This is a genomic window from Virgibacillus oceani (assembly GCF_014638995.1).
GTDB lineage: Bacteria > Bacillota > Bacilli > Bacillales > Amphibacillaceae > Virgibacillus_E > Virgibacillus_E oceani.
In genome coordinates this window covers 39,200-61,182 of record NZ_BMFR01000004.1, presented here as the reverse complement: position 1 = coordinate 61,182, position 21,983 = coordinate 39,200, and the positions used below count along the sequence as shown (strand labels likewise).

Here is a 21,983-nt window from a genome sequence, read left to right as displayed (position 1 = left end):
AAAATAAGTTTAGAAGTTTGTACTGGAAAAAGCAATAAACCTGCCTATGCCTAAATTGGCGAAAACGCTTTCAAAATAATCGAATATGCTCTATGATAGAAGTAGATTAAGATATTTATAATAGGTTTGAAAAGGGGAGAATCGGATGTCAAAAAAACACAAACACTTTGAAACAGCTGTTATTCATGAAGGCTACGATGCGAAGGATATGTTAGGTAGTTTAGCCACGCCTTTATTTCAAACATCAACATATACATTTGACACTGCTGAACAAGGGGAACGAAGGTTTGCTGGGGAGGAAGATGGCTATATATACTCCCGTCTGGGTAATCCTACTGTAAACGTTTTGGAGGAACGAATAGCTGTACTGGAAAATGGTGAGCGAGGTCTTGCTTTTGGTTCCGGAATGGCGGCAGTTTCAGCTGTTCTGGTTGCATTGACAAAGGCAAATGATCATATTTTATGCTCATCGGGTTTATACGGCTGTACGTTTGGACTATTAACGATGATGCAGGACAAATACAATATTACCCATGATTTTTCATCGATGGAATCAAAGGAAGCGGTTCGTGCTTTAATAAAACCGGAAACCGCTTGTATATACGTGGAAACACCAATAAATCCAACAATGAAGCTAATTGACCTGCAAATGGTATCTGAGGTTGCGAAAGAATTTAATATTCCGGTTGTTGTTGATAATACGTTTTCCTCACCATATTTACAGCGACCGCTTGAATTAGGCTGTGATGTGGTTATTCATAGTGCGACGAAATACATCGGTGGCCATGGGGACGTCGTTGCAGGGCTTGTTGTTGGAAAGAAAGACTTCTTAGACTCCGTTCAGATGACAACGCAAAAAGATATTGGCGGGATTATATCTCCGTTTGACGCATGGTTATTGATCAGGGGCTTGAAAACATTACCAGTCCGTCTCGATCGCCATTGTGATAATGCAGAAAAGATTTTTGAAAAATTACGGAACCATCCTAATGTAGCGAAGGTTTATTATCCCAATGATACGGACCATCCAGATTACTTTATTCGCAAAAAGCAAATGAAGCGCGGTGGCGGACTTATGTCTTTTGAAATTAAAGGATCAAAGGAAGATGCCCAAGCAATGTTAAATGCATTGTCATTCGTAAAAATTGCAGTCAGCCTTGGCGATGCTGAGACATTGATACAGCATCCAGCCACCATGACACATTCCGTCGTTCCAGAAGAATCCCGCTTGGAAATGGGGATTACCGATCAGCTTATCCGATTATCTGCTGGTCTTGAGGCATGGGAAGATATTTGGAATGACCTGGAGCAAGCGTTAAATAAAATTAATGTTCATGCTGTTGGTAACTAATTTCACAGGGCAGGCCAAGTATTTTCTATGGCCTGCTTTCCCACGGTTCCACTGTGCCAACAATGGTCTTCTCACTATCAGTTTCAATAGCATGAATAACACCTTCAGAAATTTCTTCATGGGTAAGCCATCGTGAAGCGCTTTTTTCTATCATAAATCCTAAATATACACGTCTGTACAGGCAATTTTCTGATACAGGCGTGTATTCTTTTTGGAAAAAGCCGGAACTGCCCTGTATATGAAATAATCTCCATGGAAAGCTAGAATATTGCACACTGATTTGCCTTATAATTAAAGGTAGGGCATTTGGAGCTGTTGAATGAATCCAGCTCACGACGATACTTGGACAACCGTACGTATGCAGCGCATTTTCTATTCCGATGTTTAAACTTTCACCATTATGGTAATCCGCTAAAATAGCATGAATATTTTCTGGGTTTTTACAGTTTTCTTTCAAGCCTTGATGCTTTAGGATGCTTCTTGCGATAACAGATACATCGAAGTTTGATGCGGCAAGATAGTGCGAGACCTTTGCAAGCATTCCTGTTCCACCGATTACGATTGCATGTTTTTTGTTTCCCATCACTATTCACCTCTTGTTTTTTCGTGGTACTAGTATACAATATAACTTTGGGACAACGCGAATTGGAAAAATATATGCTATATTAATGAGTAATGGATTAATTTTGATGCTTCTGGGAAGGAGTGTTTCTGATGATTTTAGTGCCCTATTTTCTAGGATTTATCATTATATTTAATATTGCACTGGCACTTGCTATTATCTTTCTGGAACGCAAGGATGCAACGTCTACATGGGCATGGCTGATGGTTCTGCTCTTTGTACCAATAGCAGGTTTCTTTCTATACTTGGTTTTTGGGAGAAAACTGAGTAATCGCAGGATTTTTACCTGGGACACTAAAAGCAGGCTTGGGGTGAAGAAATCAGTTCAAGCACAGATGCGGGCATTAGAAGAAAATCGCTTTGAATTTAAGCATAGTGAAATAGCCGCATACAAGGACTTATATTTTTTGCATTTACGAAATAATGACGCCATTTTTACACAAGATAATAAGGTAGAGATCTATACCGATGGAAAAGAAAAGTTTACAGCACTCATCCATGATTTGGAAAAGGCAACAGATCATATCCATTTGCTGTATTACATTATTCGTTATGACCAGCTGGGACAGCAGATTTGTGATGTGTTGGTTAAGAAAGCGAATGAAGGTATTGAGGTACGTGTTCTCTATGATGACATGGGGTCACGAACACTGAAAAGAAAATTCATTAAACGTCTGCGTCACGCTGGGGCACAGGTGGAGGCATTTTTTCCTCCAAAGATTCCGAAAATCAATTTTAAAATAAACCATCGAAATCACCGTAAATTAGCAATCATTGATGGACGAATTGGTTATATTGGCGGCTTTAACATTGGTGATGAATACTTAGGGAAAAACAAGAAAATGGGCTATTGGCGTGATACGCATATTCGTGTGAATGGTGACGCGGTAAAAAATATGCAAACGCGTTTTATTTTAGATTGGAATCAGGCATCCCGCAACGATATTTTGTACGAGGACAGGTATTATGCTGCGGTACCAACGGGAGATGTTGGTATTCAAATTGTTTCAAGTGGTCCTGATTCTGACTGGGAACAAATAAAAAATGGCTATATTAAAATGATTATGTCTGCGAAGCACTATGTCTATATTCAGACGCCATATTTCATACCAGATGAAAGTCTCCGGGATGCATTAAGGATTGCGGCATTGTCCGGGGTGAATATTAAGATTATGATTCCGAACAAACCGGATCATCCATTTGTTTATTGGGCAACATTGTCCTATATTGGTGACTTGTTACAAGCAGGTGCGGAGGTATACATTTATCAAAATGGCTTCCTGCATTCGAAAACAATCATTGTCGATGGCAAGATTGCTTCAGTCGGAACTGCAAATATTGATGTTCGAAGTTTTCGCTTGAATTTTGAAGTGAATGCATTTTTATATGATAGTTTAGTTGCTGAAAAGCTGGTTAAGGCATTTATGAAGGATATAAGTTTATCCACGCAAATGACGAAAAAATTATATGAAAAACGTTCGGTCGGGATACGTTTTAAAGAATCGATCTCACGATTGCTGTCACCGATTTTGTGATAGTTCATAATGCCGGATTTAGGAGGAAAAAATTATGGAAAAAAAGCCATGTTCAAATTCACTTGCAGTTAAAACATCACATGTATTACCACCAGATACGAATAATCACGGTACACTCTTTGGGGGAAAGTTAATGGCGCATATTGATGATGTTGCAGCGATTGCAGCGGTCCGTCATTCAAGACTGCCTGTTGTGACAGCTTCAACTGATTCGGTCGATTTCCTGTCACCGGTAAAAGAGGGTGACTCGATCTGTGTGGAAGCATTTGTAACATGGACGCATAATACATCCATGGAAGTTTTCGTCAAGGCTGTAACAGAAAATTTATTAACTGGTGAACGGAAGGTTTGTACAACGGCATTTCTCACATTCGTAGCAATTGACCAATACGGTAAGCCAGTCCCTGTTCCTGATGTTTATCCAGAAACTGAACAAGAAAAACAATTGCATAAGCTTGCACCAGAACGTGCACAGAGGCGGAAAGAGCGCCGTCAGCATTCCAAGGAACTCGCTAAAAGCTTCGGCACAGATTATCCGTGGAATAAAAGTAAGAATTATTAATTATTTGTCCGTAATTGCAGGATAGGATAAAATGAAATAATGAAACGATTATAGGGAGCCACATTGCGGGCTTCTTTTGTTTTCGTCTAGCGTACTATAAAATTTGAATGCTGTGTATAACTAAACTATCGCATCGGCCACGTCCAGCTCCAGCGCTAAAGCTGTGATGGACTTCCCTCACCTCCGTACGATAAGGTCAACATCGACGTTTAAGCTCACCCGAGTTTCCTTTATCTCCTGCGAAGGAATGTTCGGCTAAAACCGCCGCTTTGCGCGGCAACGCCGAACCACCTCGCATGGCGAGGCGCAGTCCACACGTCGCTAACCGGGCGCTTCCGCTTTTGTTTTTAGTTTTCTTTTTTTTATTAAGGGAAAAGTAATGATGCTACTTTCTTAGCAAGTTTTATATAGTATGAAGGGAGAAAAAGCATGGATTTCATTGAAATGATAGTTGACAAAGTTAATGAGGCATTGTGGTCCTACGTTCTCATTATTGTCTTAATCGGTTTAGGTTTGTGGTTCACATTCAAAACAAAATTTGTGCAGTTTCGATATTTGCCTGAAATGTTTCGTGTTTTATTTGATAAACGTACGATAAATGCAGAAGGGAAGAAGGGGACATCTTCATTCCAGGCATTTGCCATAAGCGCAGCTTCACGTGTGGGTACGGGAAATCTCGCCGGTGTTGCATCAGCCGTTGCGGTTGGTGGTCCAGGTGCAGTCTTTTGGATGTGGCTTATTGCATTATTAGGCTCTGCAACAGCATTTATAGAAAGTACACTTGCACAGGTTTATAAAGTGCCCGAAAAAAATCAATACCGAGGTGGACCCGCATATTATATGGAGAAAGGTCTTGGGAAACGCTGGCTCGGTATTGTTTTTGCAATTACGATCACATTTACGTATGGACTTGTCTTTAACTCTGTACAGTCAAACACGATCAGTTTGGCTTTTGCAGGGGAATTTGATTTTAATAAAAACTACATGGCAATTATTTTAGTTCTTTTAACAGCAATCGTTATTTTTGGCGGGTTAAAAAGCATTGCAAATGTTACTCAAATAATTGTTCCGATAATGGCAATTCTATATATTTTAATTGCAATCTATGTGTTGATCGCTAACATTACATCTATTCCGGACTTGCTTACACTTATTTTTTCAAATGCATTTGGAATTCGCGAGGTCGCAGGTGGTGGATTTGGTGCTGCGATTATGATGGGTATTAAGCGTGGTTTGTTTTCGAATGAGGCTGGTATGGGTAGTGCGCCAAATGCTGCAGCAACAGCTGAGGTTACACACCCAGCCAAACAGGGTTTAATTCAGGCATTAGGTGTATTTTTTGATACGATCCTGATCTGCAGTGCAACAGCATTTATTATTGTAACTGCGGGGGGCTATGAAGGCAGCAAGCTCGATGGTATTCAATTGACGCAAAAAGCATTTGAGTTTCACGTAGGAAGCTGGGCATCAATCTTTGTCGCCGTTGCAATATTTTTATTTGCCTATAGCTCAATTTTAGGAAATTATTACTACGGTGAAAATAACATTGAATATATTAAAAATAGTAAGTTCGGTCTGTTTATTTATCGTATAGCTGTGCTGGCAATGGTTATTTTCGGTGCAATTGCCACATTTGATCTCGTGTGGGCATTAGCTGACTTAACGATGGCAATCATGGCGTTAATCAACCTTTATGCCATTACCAGACTGTACAAAATTGCAGAACGCGTATTGAAGGATTATCAGCGGCAGCGGAAAGAAGGGAAAGATCCTGTATTTTATCGTGATGTGCTTGAGGATGACACAGGCGTTGAATTCTGGGACCGGAAAAAGAATAAACATGCGGAAAAATAAAATGGAAAGCTGTCTACTTGATGAGTAGGCAGTTTTTATTTATGTGGATAAAATTTTATGTGGGATTGCGGAAACATCGGCAGGAAGTCAGGAATATCGGCAGGAGGAATGCAGAATCACAATTAAATTAGATTATTAAATTTCTCCCCTTGCCAAATTACAAAAATTGATTTAGTATTGAGTATACACAATATATACAATATATTGTGTAATAAATTGTCGATAAAACTACATATAGTATTTTTAAAGTTAGATGCCATTTGGGCTTAATTGGGAATCTGGTGAAACTCCGGAACTGCCCCCGCAACTGTAAATGCTAACGAAATGAGCAAATAGCCACTATATAACGTGTTATATGGGAAGGGCTCAAAGTAGGGCATAAGTCAGGAGACCTGTCTATTCTTTAAAGATTTCAGCTTCTTCGGGGATTGAGAAGATGGAATGGTAGCATTGAGGAATAGTAATATAGGGATATATAGGGTTGAAAGCTGGACTAAATTGCCGCCTTTTTATAATCTGAAACCTGACACCCGCCTCTTTCATTTGTCTTGCTATCGTTTCATCCACTCAGCTAATTGGGTGGATTTTTTAATTCCCCTGAAAATAAAGGGAGGAAAATAAAATGAATACACAAACATATTCAGAGCTCTGCGATGTACTGGAAACTATCGATGATGCAGCAAAGAAATATCAACTAAATGCAGCTAACATCATTGAACAAATCAAACAATTAAGCAAAACAAAAGAGGAGGCAAATCAACAAGCACTATTTTATGCACTTAATAATATCGCGATGGATGAACCAAACTGGACGTTTGCTGCAGCGCGTATGTATTTAAATGAGTTGTATCAAAAAGCTGGTGAGAATCGTGGGTATAGCTCTGAAGCAAAATACGGAGGCTTTTATCAATTAATCAACATGTTAACGGAGAAAGGCATCTATTCGTCTGATTTACTTTTTAACTATTCAAAGGATGAAATATATGAACTGGAAAAGGAAATTAACCCGGAGCGAGATCATCTTTTTAACTATATCGGTCTATTCCTGCTTGCGGACAGGTACATAACCAGAGACCACGAGCGCAACATTTATGAGCTGCCGCAGGAACGATTCATGATTATTGCGATGACATTAATGAAGAACGAACCTAAAGAAAAACAAATTGAATTAGTGAAAGAAGCATACTGGGCAATGAGTAATCTATACATGACAGTAGCGACACCGACTCTTGCCAATGCTGGAAAAAGCTTTGGACAGCTTTCGTCATGCTTTATTGATACAGTCGATGATTCCCTTGATGGCATTTATTTGAATAACTGGGATATTGCCAGACTTAGCAAGGATGGCGGCGGAATTGGTGTGTACTATGGCAAGGTACGTGCACTCGGTTCGGATATAAAAAAATTCAAAGGAAATTCGTCTGGGGTTGTTCCTTGGATTCGCCTATTAAATGATACTGCAGTCAGTGTTGATCAGCTGGGACAGCGGCAAGGTGCAGTTGCTATTTATTTGGATGTTTTTCACAAAGATATTATGAACGGATTTTTAGATTTGAAAACAAATAATGGGGATGAACGGCGTAAGGCACATGATATTTTTACCGGTGTTGCCATCCCTGATTTATTTATGAAAAGGCTGGAGGAAATGGATGAAAGTGGCCGAAGCATTGGTGAATGGCACACGTTTTGCCCGCATCAGGTTAAACAAATAATGGGCTGGAAGGATGAAAATGGTAAACCACTTGGACTAGAGGATTTTTACGATGAAGCGGATACTAACTATTTCACTGAAAAATACGAGGAAGCTGTGAACCATCCTCTATTACCAAGAAAAACATATCGAGCGATGGACATCATGGCAAGGATCATGGTTGCACAATTGGAGACGGGAACACCATATATGTTTTACCGGGATGAAGCTAATCGGCAAAACCCAAACAAGCATGTAAGGGGCAGGGGCCGTACATCAATTTATTGCAGTAACCTGTGTACGGAAATAATGCAAAACATGTCCGCAACATCCATTACAGAAGAATTTCAAGATGAACATGGGAATATTGTTATCGTTCGGAAACCAGGAGACTTTGTTGTATGTAATTTATCGTCGATTAATCTTCCGAGAACAGTAGAAGCGGGCGTATTACAGCGGCTTGTTTCCATTCAAATGCGTATGCTTGATAACGTAATTGATTTGAACACAATAAAGGTTGGACAGGCTGAACTAACGAATAAAAAGTACCGGGCAGTTGGGTTAGGAACGTTTGGCTGGCATCATCTTTTAGCACAGGAAGGAATCTATTGGGAATCTGATCAAGCAGTAGAATTTGCTGATAATCTATATGAAGATATAGCTTATTACGTGATTGAATCTTCCATGGAGCTTGCGAAAGAAAAAGGACTGTACAGTGAATTTCTAGGTTCGGAGTGGCAGACAGGTGCTTATTTCGAACGGAAGGGGTATAAGACAGAACGCTGGAAGGAGCTGCAAAGAAGTGTAGCCGAATATGGCATCCGAAATGGCTGGTTAATGGCTGTTGCACCTAATTCTTCAACAGCGAAAATTGGAGGATCAACAGACGGAATTGATCCAATCTATGCAGTTGAATATGCGGAGGAGAAAAAGAATTTTAAATTTAAGGTAACCGCACCTGATTTGGATCATAATACGTACAACTACTACCGCCGATCACGGCATGAGCTTAATCAACTATGGAGCATCAAGCAAAATGCTGCCAGACAGAAGCATGTAGATCAATCGATCAGCTTTAATTTATATGTACGCCATGATATTAAAGCAAGAGACTTGTTAAATCTGCATGTTGAGGCGTGGAAGCATGGTTTAAAAACAACCTATTATGTAAGGAGTACGTCACAGGCGGAAATTGATGAATGTGAGGCATGCCATAGTTAAGGCTCATGGGAAAGAGGTCAGGAGTCGGATCAGCCGATTTCCAATATTGAGGAGGATGAAATAGTGACGATTAATGCACCGATTAAACGAATAAATTTATTAAATCCGGAATTTCCTAACAAATCGACAGGTATTATTAACGGGAAATCTTCTGGACTGCTGAATTGGAACGATATCGCATATCCGCAAATGTACGATTTGTATCAGGCATTGCTTTCAAATTTTTGGAAGGCACAGGAAATTAATATGCAAGACGATATCAAGCAATGGGACTTATTGAGCCAAACAGAAAAGGACGTATTTTTACGAATTAATACACAGCTTGCTCTCCTGGACAGCTTGCAGACACCGACCATGAATCAGGTTATGGATTATGTTTCGGATTCCAGTTTTAAAGCCATTTTTGCAGTGATATCTCAGCAGGAGGCAGTGCATAATGAATCGTATTCGTATATTTTAAGTTCATTAATACCATTACGAGAGCAAAATGAACGATTTAACCAAGCGAAAAGCGACCCCGTAGTTTTGAAAAGAAACAATTTAATTTTAAGTGCCTATGATGAGTTTAGACATGATCCAACGCCTCAAAAACTTTTTAAGCTTGGTGTTAACTCCATTAATTTAGAGGGAATTTACTTTTATGCAGGATTTGCTTTTTTCTATAACTTAGCCCGCCAGCAAAAGATGCTGAAAACAAGTACAATGATTAGCTATATACAACGGGATGAGATGCAGCATACGTATTTTGTGAAGCAATTTATCCGTATTTTATTAGCGGAAAATAAGGAGCTCAATACTGATGAGAACATTGATTATATATACCAAACCATAAGTAAGGCGACAGAACTGGAAAAAGAATGGGCGCATTATATTTTAGCAGCTATTGACGGAATTGATTTAGATGAATTTGAGCAGTATGTAGAATATCTTGCTAACAAGCGGCTGCGCCAGTTAGGATTGAAAAATTTGTACGAGGAGAGAAACAACCCAATGCCATGGATTCATGTGTTCAGTGATGAAATGATCAATGAAACTAAGTCCGATTTCTTTGAACAAAAGGCGAGAACCTATTCAAAGGTAACCCAGTCAAATGGATTTGAAGAATTGTAGGTGAGTCAGATGCGAATAGCGATTGTGTATACATCGGTGACAGGTAACACGAAGGAATTGGCAGCATTGGTCCATGAACGTTTTACACTGCGTTCGGTGGATGTGGAGATTTTTCCAATTAAACAGTTTCCATTAAATAGTATTTCGGAATATGATGGGATTGCTATTGGAACGTATACATGGGGCAATGGCAGTATTCCAAGGGAGATGAAGAATCTCTTTTCAAAAATAGAGGAATTTGGCACCAAAAGACTATCGACTGCTGTGTTCGGTACCGGTGACAGCTTTTTCCCGTATTTTTGCGGGGCGGTGGATGCATTTCGTGACATGCTGTATGTTCGAACGAATTTAGCAGTTACGATGAAAGTGGAACAGAGACCGCAGTTTAAGGATGTGGCCAAGTGTTCAAGATTTGTAGAATGCTTGCTGGATCAGATTAGAAAAGAATTGGAAGTTGTGAGCAGATAAAGGCTTTATTTCCTGTAAATTCACGATAAATATGATAGAAATATCCCCTTTGGTGCCCGAGTAAGGGATTACTTCTATCAGTCCCTTCCCCTCTCCCTGAGGTTAGGCTTATGTGTGACCGTTCCATGTTACAAGCATGGAACGGCTTTTATAAATTTATCGTAGTTGTTGTTAACCTGGGATTGTTCACTTTTCCTGTAGAGTACTTAATTCCAATGATCCGGAATACTTAACGAAGGTGGTAACTTTGTGTGAACGTCACCAATGGCTGCATTAACCTGTGCTTGAGTTAGAAAAATACTTCCTTCAAGATTCGCCCCTCTTAAATCAGCATCTCTAAAATCAGCACCAATAAGATCTGTTTCTCTCATATCCGTTTTTCTGAGGTCGGCCGCAATTAGCATCGCCCCCCTTAAATTAGCACCCCTAAGATCGGCACCGTGTAATTTTGCGCCAATCAAGTCACGTTTTCTATTAATTTTAATTTCCTTATTTGGTATATTCGCCCGCACAAGTTTACTTGCCCGCAGAAGCAAGGTATTGACACCTGCCCTATGTTCTGAAACATCAATGTCTAAAATGTCTTTCGGTTTCAAACCAGTAAGATCCTCCGTTTTATCGATGGCAGTCTGTAAATCTTCTTGAATCGGATTGGTATCGTCTATATGAAGTGCTTCATACAAGTAATAAAGCATCTCATGAAGCTGCTGCATAATTGGAAAAACATCAAACATTTCCCCAGCTAATGCAGAGTCATTTCGCCAATCGTTTCCACCATAAGTAACTTGGGATACCTTCTGACCGGCGCCAAAGCATTCATATACAGCACAGCCTTTAAAGCCTTTTTTTCTAAGCTCCTTATGAATGCCGCAACGAAAGTCTGATTGCAAGTTTCGACAAGGAGTGCCCCCATTTTTGTTAAACGCGAAATCTGCAGACTTCACATAAGGCAAAGCGACACAGCACAAACCAAAACAACTTTCACAGTCAGCACTTAATTGAGTTTGAATATTGTCTTTGTCTGTTGATGGATGAGACAATATGTACACTTCCTTTAATGATAAATTAACGATACTATTATCATGAAAAATTATAATTAACTTGTCAAGATTTTTTCTTTTTATATTTTTCTTGAAACATTTATGGAAAACGCTTACAATAATAACTAAGAATATTCAAACTCTTGAGGTGTTCTTATGCTATGCAGTTCTCATTTAATAAAAAATAGATTTAGGGCAGAGGCTTTGGTTACGTAACCAAAGCCTCTTTTACTTTGTGCGCTTTATTATGATAAAGCGGTGCTATGGAGGTGTAAAAAGATGATTACGTTAACTGGTAAAACATTGACATTAGAAGAGATAAAACGTGTTGTTTTTGAAAATGAAAAGGTAGCCATAGAAAATGATGCAATCCAGAAAATTAAGCACAACAGACAGACGGTAGAAACCATGATCAATGGAAAAAAAACAATGTACGGCATTAACACGGGTTTTGGGAAATTTAGTGATGTGGTTATTGCTGAAGAAGATTTGGAGAATTTGCAGCTGAATCTGATTCATTCCCATGCATGCGGTGTGGGGAATCCCTTTTCAGAGGAAATTAGCCGCACGATGTTATTGTTGCGGGCAAATGCATTATCACAGGGATTTTCAGGGGTAAGGACAGAATTAGTTCAGCAGCTTGTGGATTTGGTTAATGCATCGATACATCCAGTGATTCCTGAACAAGGGTCATTAGGTGCAAGCGGGGATTTGGCACCACTTTCCCATCTGGCTTTGGCCTTATTAGGGGAAGGGGAGGTTTTTTACAAGGGAGAACGGATTCATGCATCAGTCGCTTTGGCTGAAGAAGGGATTGCCCCATTAAAACTAAAAGCTAAAGAAGGGCTTGCATTAATTAATGGTACACAAGCAATGACTGCCGTTGGGATTGTTACCTATTTAGAGGTTGAAAAATTACTATACCAAAGTGAACTTATTGCAGCTATGACGTTAGAGGGACTGCAGGGAATCATGGATGCATTTGATGCTGATCTGCACAAAGTTCGCGGCCACCAGGAGCAAATGGACGTTGCTGAACGAATTCTAGCAATTTTATCGGATAGCGGACTTACAACGAAACAGGGAGAATTGCGTGTTCAGGATGCCTATTCGTTAAGATGCATTCCGCAAGTACTTGGAGCATCGTGGCAAACAGTTCGTTACGCAAAAGATAAGCTAGTCACGGAAATCAATGCCGTGACAGATAATCCATTAATATTTTCTGCTGAAAACAAAGTCATTTCGGGTGGGAATTTTCACGGACAGCCAATAGCGTTTGCGATGGATTTTATTAAACTGGGAATCGCTGAAACTGGCAATATAGCGGAACGTCGTATTGAACGGCTCGTTAATCCGCAGCTAAACGACCTGCCAGCATTCCTCAGCCCTAATCCAGGTCTTGAGTCAGGTGCGATGATCATGCAATATAGTGCGGCATCACTTGTTTCTGAAAATAAGACATTAGCACATCCGGCAAGTGTTGACTCGATACCGTCATCGGCAAATCAAGAGGACCATGTAAGTATGGGAACAATCGCTGCCAGACACGCACTGCAAATGCTGCAAAATACGCGCCGTGTTGTTGCAATTGAGCTTATTTGTGCAATGGAGGCTGTCGAATTTCGCGGAATCGGCAAAATGGCACAACAGACAAAAGAGTATTACGAGAAAGTCCGAAATGTCGTTCCTTCGATTACAAAGGATCGTGTATTTTCGACAGATATTGAAAGATTGGCAGATTGGCTGAAGGATTCAGGGGAAAGCGGCGTCACACAAAATCTAGTAAGAGGGGGAGTTTTTCATGAATAAGGTTAAGGTCCAAGCTAAAAAAGGATTACAGCTTGAATGTAAAGGATGGGAACAGGAAGCGGCACTGCGGATGCTGTACAACAACTTGGATCCGGAGGTAGCTGAAAATCCAGAAGAGCTTGTTGTGTATGGCGGCATTGGAAAGGCAGCCCGTAACTGGGAGGCGTTCGACGCAATTGTAAACACATTACGAAACTTGGAAAATGACGAAACCATGCTCGTACAGTCAGGAAAGCCTGTTGGTGTTTTTAAAACGCACAAGCACGCACCAAGAGTACTGTTAGCTAATTCAAATCTCGTTCCCGAATGGGCAAATTGGGAGCATTTTCATGAACTCGATCAAAAGGGATTAATGATGTACGGCCAAATGACAGCGGGGAGCTGGATATATATTGGTACACAAGGGATTTTACAAGGAACCTATGAAACGTTCTCAGCACTTGCGAAAAAGCATTTCAATGGAACATTACGGCATACAATTACATTGACTGCAGGACTCGGCGGCATGGGTGGTGCACAGCCGCTTGCGGTTACGATGAATGAAGGGGTCGTTATTGCTGTTGAAGTGGATAAAAGCCGTATTGAAAAAAGGCTGAAAACAAAGTATTGCGATGTAATGACAGAAAGTATTGATGAAGCCATTGAACTGGCGAATGATGCGAAGAAACAGGGGAAAGCACTTTCGATAGCATTGTTAGGAAATGCGGCGGAAATTCATCATGAACTATTAAGCTGCAACATTGAAATTGACATTGTCACAGACCAAACCTCTGCCCATGACCCTTTAAATGGATATGTTCCTGTTGGGTATAGTGTAGAAGCTGCCGCTAAATTGCGTAAAGAAAATCCAAGTGAATATACAAAGCTTTCTAAAGCTAGCATGGCAAAACACGTGGAAGCAATGCTTTCCTATCAAAATAGAGGGTCAATTGTGTTTGACTATGGAAATAACATTCGTCAGGCTGCGAAAAATGAGGGGGTAGAAAATGCATTTGATTTTCCAGGTTTCGTTCCAGCCTATATTCGTCCACTATTTTGTGAAGGTAAAGGTCCTTTCCGCTGGGCAGCACTTTCTGGCGACCCGGAAGATATTTATCGCACAGATCAATTAATCAAAGAGCTTTTTCCAGAAAATGAAGCACTGCTGCGATGGATTGATATGGCCCATGAGCGGGTCGCATTCCAGGGGTTACCCTCCCGCATTTGCTGGTTAGGTTACGGTGAACGGGTAAAAATGGGTCTTGCTATCAATGAGCTAGTTAAAAAAGGTGAATTGAAGGCACCTATCGTAATTGGCCGTGATCATCTGGACTGTGGTTCTGTTGCATCACCAAATCGGGAAACAGAAGGAATGAAGGACGGAAGTGATGCTGTAGCCGACTGGGCAATTCTAAATGCATTGATTAATACCGCAGCGGGTGGTTCCTGGATTTCGTTCCATCATGGTGGTGGTGTTGGTTTGGGGTACTCACTTCACGCGGGGATGGTCGCTGTTGCAGACGGTACCGATTTGGCAAAGGAACGATTAGAACGAGTCCTGACTACGGATCCAGGAATGGGCGTTATCCGTCATGCTGATGCAGGGTATGAAAAGGCAATTGATTTTGCGGACGAACATGACATTACGGTACCGATGAAGAAATAGGAGGTTTTATAGATGCAAGCTGATTTACTTATAACAAATATTGGTCAATTACTGACAATGGATAAAGAAGGACCCGTAAAAGGGAAAAATATGAATGATTTGCATGTTATGGAAGATGCTGCAGTTGCAATAAAGGATGGGAAAATTGATTGGATTGGTTTAACTGACGAAGCATCCAGTATTCAAGCCGTGAAAACAATCGATGCTAAAGGGAAACTTGTCACACCAGGACTTGTCGAGCCGCATACACATTTAGTTTTTGGTGGATCACGTGAAGCGGAAATGGCGTTGAAGCAGCAAGGTGTACCCTATTTAGAAATTTTAAAGCAAGGTGGCGGGATTTTATCAACGGTTAATGCGACAAAACAAGCATCCTATGATGAACTTTTGCAGAAGGCGTTATTCCATTTAGATCGAATGGCAATACACGGAATCACTACGGTCGAGGCGAAAAGCGGTTATGGGCTAGACAAAGAAACCGAGTTAAAGCAATTGAACGTTGCAAAAGAAGCAAATGTCAGGCATCCATTGGATATCGTATCTACCTTTTTAGGTGCCCATGCAATACCGCCACAATACAAGGAAAAACCGGAAGCATTTCTGGAGTCCATGAGTGAATTGTTTGCTGAAATTAAAGAAAATAACTTAGCAGAGTTCGTGGATATTTTTACAGAAACAGGCGTGTTTTCCGTTGAACAATCAAGACACTACCTGCAAAAGGCAAAAGATTACGGCTTTGGTGTAAAAATTCACGCAGATGAAATTGATCCATTAGGCGGGACGGAGCTTGCTGTTGAAATGGGTGCAATCAGCGGGGATCATTTAGCGGTTGCGTCTGACGAAGGAATCAAGCGGTTGGCGGCGTCAGATACAATTGGCGTAATTTTGCCGGGAACAAGTTTTTATTTAGGAAAGGATACGTATGCTCCAGCCCGGAAGATGATTGATAATGGTGCAGCCGTTGCAATTTCGACCGATTTTAACCCAGGAAGCTCGGTGACCGAAAACCTGCAATTAATCATGTCCATTGCAGCATTGAAATTAAAGCTGTCACCAGCAGAAATATGGCATGCCGTAACAGTTAATGCAGCACATGCAATTGGAAGAGGTGATCGAGCGGGGGCGATTGCTTTAGGACGAAATGCAGATGTCGTCATCTGGGATGCACCGAATTATATGTACATTCCATACCACTATGGGGTCAATCATGTAAACACGGTCATTAAAAATGGAACAGTGCTGCATGAAAGGCAGGAGATCCAATATGACAGCATTGCGTCATTTTAATAAACCTTCCAGGCAGGGCAATTTATAAAGGTAGTCATGTGATTTATAGTAAAGGAGCAATTACAAGCAGGAAACCCGGGATAACCGTTAGTATGTTAGTTTAAGATTTCTTCAAGGCAAATAAATCAAAAAAAGGAGGCTGTTAAATCAACAGTCTCCTATCATGCATTCTGTTCTTCAATATCATCTAACGAGATCCAGTCTTCTGCCCAATTTTGGATTTCTTTAATGACTGGTTCAAGAGCTTTACCTTTTTCTGATAACGAATACTCGATTCGAACTGGGAATTCGGAGTAAATATTTCGCTCAACAATTCCTTCTTTTTCTAGCATTTTCAGTCTATCAGAGAGTAATCTTCCGCTGATTGGCAAGTCTGCTTCCATTTCCGAGAAACGTTTTGTACCTTTTAGAAGCTCAAATAATATAAGCCCGACCCAACGTTTGCTCATTAGCTGCATAGCACTTTCAAAACGCGGACACAATTCTTCCATGAAGACCACCTCTCTTAGATATAGTAATTACGAAAAGTAACCTAATATAATCATAACACAACATGTCAATTGCGTAAATCGGTTATCCATTTTATTTGTAAAGGTTTTTACGGTCTTTTTTGTTACATAATTGTAAAAATTATTTGGTTATTTGTTGATTTTATGAAATAATAACGGTACACGAAATATTTTTGAATAAAAAATGGAGGTAAAAGTATGGCAGACCAACGTACACAGGAGAAATATGCAGAATTAGCATTGAAAACAGGTGTCAACCTGCAAAAAAATCAGGCACTAATGATAAATGCACCGATTGAGGGAGCAGACTTTACAAAAATTGTCGCTCGTAAAGCCTATGAATTAGGTGCAAAAGATGTACATATTAATTGGGTTGATGATGAATTAACACTGTTAAAATATGAAAATGCCCCAGACGAAGTGATTGCAGACTATCCGGAATGGAAGGTAAAATTGCATGATACATTTGCCGAGGATGGTGCCGCAGTGCTGAATATCCGTTCAACAAACCCGGATTTGCTGAAGGAAATTGATCCATCCCGTGTTGCAAAATCGACTAAAGCTGCAGCAGAAGCAATGAAAAATTTTCGTCAATATACCATGAATGATCGTATTACATGGTCCATTATTTCCATTCCAACTGGAGATTGGGCACAAAAAATTTTCCCTGAAAAATCGAAAGAAGATGCAGTTGCTAGTCTTTGGGATGCAATTGTAAAAATTGTTCGTGTTGATAAAGACGATCCAATTGCTGCATGGGAAGAACATAATGCTGCATTAAAAACCGCTCGTGAGTTATTAAATAAGAAAAACTACAAAAAATTACTATTCAAAGCACCTGGAACAAATTTAGAAATGGAGCTGCCGGAGGGCCATATTTGGAAGGGCGGATCCGCTGTTTCTGAAAAAGGTATTACATTTAATCCTAATATGCCGACAGAAGAAGTATTCTCTATGCCGCACAAGTATGGTGTTAACGGCACTGTATCAAGTACAAAACCGCTAAACTATGGCGGTAGCCTAATCGATAATTTCAGCCTTACATTTAAAGAAGGAAAAGTTGTTGATTATAAAGCGGAGCAAGGGGAAGACACACTAAAACATTTGCTGGAAACAGATGAGGGTGCCAGCAGATTGGGTGAAGTAGCACTTGTCCCACACGAATCACCAGTATCACAATCAGGATTAATTTTTTACAACACACTATTTGATGAAAATGCATCATGTCACATTGCGCTAGGGAAGGCATACCCTACTAATTTAAAGGGTGGTGCAAAAATGGATGAAGACGAGCTTGATAAGCATGGGGTAAATGACAGCCTAACACATGTTGACTTCATGATTGGCTCTGAAGAATTAGACATTGATGGTGTTAAGGAAGATGGCAGTACGGAAGCTGTGTTCCGAAATGGGACCTGGGCATTTGATATTAAATAATTTTATAAAAAACGAGCGCATGGACAGCGCTCGTTTTTTTTTATGTTACACCTTCACGGGAATGGGAACATCAGCAAAGGCTTCATTGAGTAAACCTACATCAACCCATTCTTTACCAAAACAGCTTTTATTTTCGTATAACTGTACTCTTCAGGTAAAGCCTCTCGCAATGGTTTTAATTTAGGTTCCTCAATCTCCTCGCGTGCAGCAAGAACCATTTTCTCCTCCTCCTCATTAAAAAAGATATTCCATGCAAGTGGATACCCATCCTTGAATGCCTTAAAAATATGACCCTCTATCGTAACCTGTGATAAACCTCGAATAACCGCGATATCTTTTATTGATTTTCCGGATTGGAACATTTGATAGCTGACAATATGACTTGGACCCTCATCATCTTTCTTTTTCGCGGGATTCGGTTTTACTGAAGCACCACCAATTCGTATCTTAGGCTTAACGTCCGGATTACCCGCACGCCATTCAACAATCGTACGCAAAAATGCCTCGCCATATTGCTCATATTTCTTCTCACCAACACCTTTAATGGTAAGCATGTCTTCTTTTGAATCGGGGAAATATCGGCTGAGTTCCTTTAACGTTGCATCAGAGAACAACACATATGGCGGGACTTTTTTCTCGTCGGCCATTTTTTTTCGTAATGCGCGCAGAATTTGGAACAATTCTGCGTGATAATCTGTTTCCCCATTTGTTGGAATCGGCGCTGTGTAAATCCATACCTTTTTTCTTCCTTTAAGTATGTCAATGGATTCCTGATTTAATTTTAACGTTGGAAATTTGCCTTCTTCCGTATCAAGAAATTTCTCGGCAACTAAAAAATGAATCCATTCTGTTAACTCTTTTTCTGTATAAGCGGACAAAATACCGTAAGTGGTAATTTTGTTCAAACCAAACTGGTTAATTTTTTTATCGTTTGATCCTTTCAATACCTTTGCAGTCATCCCGACACCAAATCGTTCACCCATCCGTTTAACACAAGATAATATCATTTGTGCTTCTTCCGTGATATCAGATCGTTCTTGGCGGTTCATACAATTGCTGCATCTTTTACAGGTTTCCGTATGGGCGGTATCATTAAAATAATCTAAAATAAATGTGGTTAAGCAACTATGTGTATGACAATAATTGATCATCGCTTGCAATTTTCGATATTCAGCTCGTTTTGCTTCATCATCCATTTGCGATTGCTCAATCAAAAATTTCTGCAGCTGAACATCCTGTGGTGAAAATAGCAAAATACAATCACTCGGTTCCCCATCTCGTCCGGCACGTCCGGCTTCCTGGTAATACGATTCAATTGTCATTGGCATTGCATAATGGATTACGTACCTAACATTCGATTTATCGATTCCCATCCCAAATGCGTTTGTTGCAATCATAACGGTTTTTTCATCCTGGATAAATGCTGCTTGAGAATGCTTTCGTTCATCTTCAGTAAGTCCAGCATGGTATTTTGCAGCAGCAATCTCTCTCCTTGTCAGCTGTTCGTACAATGCATCAGCCTGTTTTCGAGTAGCCGTGTAAATGATCCCCGATTCTTCTTTATGCTCTTGTAAAAATGAACGGATATAAATTGCTTTGTCCTTTCCTTTGACAATATGAAATGATAGGTTTTCCCGTTCAAAACCAGTATTAATCACACAGTCTTTTTCAATATGTAACAATGATTGAATATCTGATATAACTTCCTCTGTAGCGGTTGCAGTTAGTGCCATGAATACAGGAATATTTGATAACTGTTTTAAATTCGGAACTATTGACCTGTAGCTTGGCCTGAAATCATGTCCCCATTGGGAAATACAATGTGCCTCATCAAACGCAACCAAGGATAGCGGGATACGTTTTACCGCGTTTACAAATGATGCCGAGTCAAATCGCTCAGGTGCAACATAAACAAATTTATAACGTCTATTTTCCAGATTGCGGAGGCGCTCATGCTGTTCGGCAGTGGAAAGGGAGCTATTTATAAATGTGGAAGGTATGCCTAGTGAATTTAAGGCATCGACCTGATCTTTCATTAATGATATTAATGGAGAAATAATGATTGCTGTTCCGTCGAGTGACAGACCAGGGATTTGATAGCACAATGATTTACCGCCGCCAGTGGGCATTACAGCAAGTGTGTTTTTTGTTTGTAAGATGTTGTCGATTGTTTCCTGTTGGCCTGGACGAAATGTTTCATAGCCAAAATATGTTTGCAGTATTTTCTCTTCTTTCGTGATCATGACGATCCTCCTCTACTTCTCTAATCGTAACATATTTTTTTATGTCAAGAAGCGGATTTTGAGAAATCGAATTTTGGGTTATTTTGTTGCTTGGTTTTTTAATTTTATCTTTATTCAAATGTCCAATTTTGAAGTCTATGTTAAATTGAATTTATATCATATTTTTCTAACTCTTACTGTGACTTTTATAACCAGAATACGTCTAAATATAGAATTTATGAGATAGGGGGGTGAACGGTATTTTGTCGGGCAATAAAAAAAGTGAAATTACAGAGTGGTATCATCAATTCAGTGATTCGATATTTAAATATATCTGTTTGATGATTCATGATTATCAACAAGCTGAAGATTTAACCCATGAAACATTTATTAAAGCTTATAAGTATTACAATTCGTTTGAACACAAATCAAATCCTAGAACATGGTTATTCAGTATTGCTCATAACATTACTATTGATTTTTTAAGGAAAAAGAAACCGCTAAGGATTATTGCAGATATTCTTTTAACAAGGGAAGATTCAAATCCATTACCTGCAGATATTGTAGAAATAAAGGAAAATTCAAAGGAATTATATAATGCAATAAGTAATCTCAAAGAATCCTATCGAGAAGTGATTATTATAAGGAAAATAAAAGGTTTTTCAATAAAAGAGACAACCGAAATACTAAATTGGTCTGAAGGTAAAGTGAAAACTACCCTGTATAGGGCTATACAAGCATTGGAAAAACAACTCATTAAGGAGGGGTTTTTAAATGAAAAAACAATTTAAAGATGAATCTTATTTTGATGATTTATTTAAAAAACTAGATGAAGATATAATTTGGAATCAAAAACGGAAGAATAAGCTTCAAAACAAAATTCTGTCGAATATAGATACATATGGTCATCAAAATAGAATAGTTAATGGTCTTAAGTATGCTTCAAGCATTGGAGTTCTTATAGTTTTATTATTTATTGGGTATAACTATTTTTCACATAGTATTACTTCAAATAATGCTAATGTACCTATAAGGGATGATCAATCGGAGAACCAGTTCGTTATGAATAATGAAAACGAAAATAAATCTAATGATATTAAGGAATTTCCAAAAGTCGAAACTAATATGACTAAAGAAGAATTAGCAAAAGAAATAGACTTGCGTTTACCAAATATCCCAAAAGAATTGATCCCAAAATATATAATGAGAAAATCTCGTGACGATTTAATTTCAGCAGAAGTTCATTATATTGACCAACCGGATCTATTTATAAGGTTTGATCAAAGTGAACTCATTGAAAGCAAGAAAAAGGTTATTCAAAAAGTAGAAGAAGAAATGTATAAGAAAGAAGACTTAATGAAGCTTGAAATTAAAGGATATCCTTCATTTCTACATCTTGAAGGGGAATCTTCTTCTTATTACAGCTCAATCCATATTGTTACAAATAGGTATTTCTTTACATTAACCACTCATGGGCTTGATCGAAAAGAAATAATCCAAATAGCTAACTCCATTGATTTATCGGGATTGTAATAAATCTATAATAATTAAGAGGCTGGCATAAAAACTTTAGGAAACCAAATAATATCAATTCCAAAACCTATCAATTAAATTTGTTTTC

17 protein-coding genes and 1 riboswitch are annotated in these 21,983 nt (G+C 39.3%); of the genes, 13 read left to right on the top strand and 4 right to left on the bottom strand.

Annotated features, from left to right (window positions below):
• Nucleotides 1-145: 145 nt before the first annotated feature.
• Nucleotides 146-1,351 carry a methionine gamma-lyase gene (megL, locus tag IEV74_RS07165; RefSeq protein WP_188454685.1) on the top strand — a complete coding sequence of 402 codons (1,206 nt, stop codon included), beginning with the start codon at nucleotides 146-148 and terminating at the stop codon, nucleotides 1,349-1,351.
• 25 nt (nucleotides 1,352-1,376) lie between these two features.
• Here the strand turns inward: megL and IEV74_RS07160 are convergent, their stop codons facing one another.
• Entirely contained in the window at nucleotides 1,377-1,934 is a 558-nt protein-coding gene (locus IEV74_RS07160) for a short-chain dehydrogenase (RefSeq protein WP_188454684.1), read from the bottom strand.
• Between the two features lie 131 nt (nucleotides 1,935-2,065).
• Here IEV74_RS07160 and cls point away from each other — a divergent pair, with 131 nt between their 5' ends.
• From cls to IEV74_RS07130, 6 genes are all read left to right on the top strand, one after another.
• Nucleotides 2,066-3,508 carry a cardiolipin synthase gene (gene cls, locus IEV74_RS07155; RefSeq protein ID WP_188454683.1) on the top strand — a complete coding sequence of 481 codons (1,443 nt, stop codon included), beginning with the start codon at nucleotides 2,066-2,068 and terminating at the stop codon, nucleotides 3,506-3,508.
• A 34-nt stretch (nucleotides 3,509-3,542) separates the two neighbouring features.
• Nucleotides 3,543-4,070, top strand: coding sequence for an acyl-CoA thioesterase (locus IEV74_RS07150; RefSeq protein WP_188454682.1), 528 nt, complete (start codon nucleotides 3,543-3,545; stop codon nucleotides 4,068-4,070).
• A gap of 429 nt (nucleotides 4,071-4,499) precedes the next feature.
• Entirely contained in the window at nucleotides 4,500-5,924 is a 1,425-nt protein-coding gene (locus IEV74_RS07145) for an alanine/glycine:cation symporter family protein (protein ID WP_188454681.1), read from the top strand.
• Between the two features lie 234 nt (nucleotides 5,925-6,158).
• Nucleotides 6,159-6,338: riboswitch (cobalamin riboswitch) on the top strand.
• A gap of 208 nt (nucleotides 6,339-6,546) precedes the next feature.
• Nucleotides 6,547-8,835: a ribonucleoside-diphosphate reductase subunit alpha gene (locus tag IEV74_RS07140; RefSeq protein WP_188454680.1), complete on the top strand. Its 2,289-nt coding sequence runs from the start codon at nucleotides 6,547-6,549 to the stop codon at nucleotides 8,833-8,835.
• A gap of 63 nt (nucleotides 8,836-8,898) precedes the next feature.
• Complete coding sequence (locus IEV74_RS07135) at nucleotides 8,899-9,945, top strand: ribonucleotide-diphosphate reductase subunit beta (protein ID WP_188454679.1); 1,047 nt, start codon at nucleotides 8,899-8,901, stop codon at nucleotides 9,943-9,945.
• A 9-nt stretch (nucleotides 9,946-9,954) separates the two neighbouring features.
• Entirely contained in the window at nucleotides 9,955-10,413 is a 459-nt protein-coding gene (locus tag IEV74_RS07130) for a flavodoxin domain-containing protein (protein WP_188454678.1), read from the top strand.
• A gap of 206 nt (nucleotides 10,414-10,619) precedes the next feature.
• Here IEV74_RS07130 and IEV74_RS07125 read toward each other — a convergent pair whose 3' ends face one another.
• The gene (locus tag IEV74_RS07125) at nucleotides 10,620-11,453 is read right to left on the bottom strand and encodes a pentapeptide repeat-containing protein (RefSeq protein WP_188454677.1); all 834 of its coding nucleotides are present in this window, start codon (nucleotides 11,451-11,453) and stop codon (nucleotides 10,620-10,622) included.
• Nucleotides 11,454-11,732: 279 nt separating this feature from the next.
• On the opposite strand from IEV74_RS07125, the gene hutH reads away from it, so the two are divergent.
• The 3 genes from hutH to hutI are packed head-to-tail and all read left to right on the top strand — an operon-like array spanning nucleotide 11,733 to nucleotide 16,194.
• Nucleotides 11,733-13,262, top strand: a complete 1,530-nt coding sequence (gene hutH / locus IEV74_RS07120) for a histidine ammonia-lyase (RefSeq protein WP_188454676.1) — start codon at nucleotides 11,733-11,735, stop codon at nucleotides 13,260-13,262.
• Nucleotides 13,255-14,907: a urocanate hydratase gene (gene hutU, locus IEV74_RS07115; RefSeq protein ID WP_188454675.1), complete on the top strand. Its 1,653-nt coding sequence runs from the start codon at nucleotides 13,255-13,257 to the stop codon at nucleotides 14,905-14,907. Before hutH ends, hutU begins: the two co-directional genes overlap by 8 nt.
• 12 nt (nucleotides 14,908-14,919) lie before the next feature.
• Complete coding sequence (gene hutI / locus IEV74_RS07110; protein ID WP_188454674.1) at nucleotides 14,920-16,194, top strand: imidazolonepropionase; 1,275 nt, start codon at nucleotides 14,920-14,922, stop codon at nucleotides 16,192-16,194.
• Between the two features lie 161 nt (nucleotides 16,195-16,355).
• Here the strand turns inward: hutI and IEV74_RS07105 are convergent, their stop codons facing one another.
• Nucleotides 16,356-16,685, bottom strand: coding sequence for a winged helix-turn-helix transcriptional regulator (locus IEV74_RS07105; protein ID WP_188454673.1), 330 nt, complete (start codon nucleotides 16,683-16,685; stop codon nucleotides 16,356-16,358).
• Between the two features lie 216 nt (nucleotides 16,686-16,901).
• Here IEV74_RS07105 and IEV74_RS07100 point away from each other — a divergent pair, with 216 nt between their 5' ends.
• A complete protein-coding gene (locus tag IEV74_RS07100) occupies nucleotides 16,902-18,140 on the top strand; it encodes an aminopeptidase (RefSeq protein WP_188454672.1) in 1,239 nt (412 codons plus the stop codon).
• Nucleotides 18,141-18,235: 95 nt separating this feature from the next.
• On the opposite strand, the gene recQ is transcribed toward IEV74_RS07100, so the two are convergent.
• Nucleotides 18,236-20,383 (bottom strand): DNA helicase RecQ, encoded by a 2,148-nt coding sequence (gene recQ / locus IEV74_RS07095; protein ID WP_188454671.1) that lies wholly within the window; start codon nucleotides 20,381-20,383, stop codon nucleotides 18,236-18,238.
• A gap of 230 nt (nucleotides 20,384-20,613) precedes the next feature.
• Here recQ and IEV74_RS07090 point away from each other — a divergent pair, with 230 nt between their 5' ends.
• Both IEV74_RS07090 and IEV74_RS07085 read left to right on the top strand, forming a co-directional pair.
• Nucleotides 20,614-21,153 (top strand): RNA polymerase sigma factor, encoded by a 540-nt coding sequence (locus tag IEV74_RS07090; RefSeq protein ID WP_229683085.1) that lies wholly within the window; start codon nucleotides 20,614-20,616, stop codon nucleotides 21,151-21,153.
• Complete coding sequence (locus tag IEV74_RS07085; RefSeq protein ID WP_188454670.1) at nucleotides 21,137-21,895, top strand: hypothetical protein; 759 nt, start codon at nucleotides 21,137-21,139, stop codon at nucleotides 21,893-21,895. The genes IEV74_RS07090 and IEV74_RS07085 overlap by 17 nt, the downstream gene beginning before the upstream one ends.
• The last annotated feature ends 88 nt before the right edge of the window (nucleotides 21,896-21,983 follow it).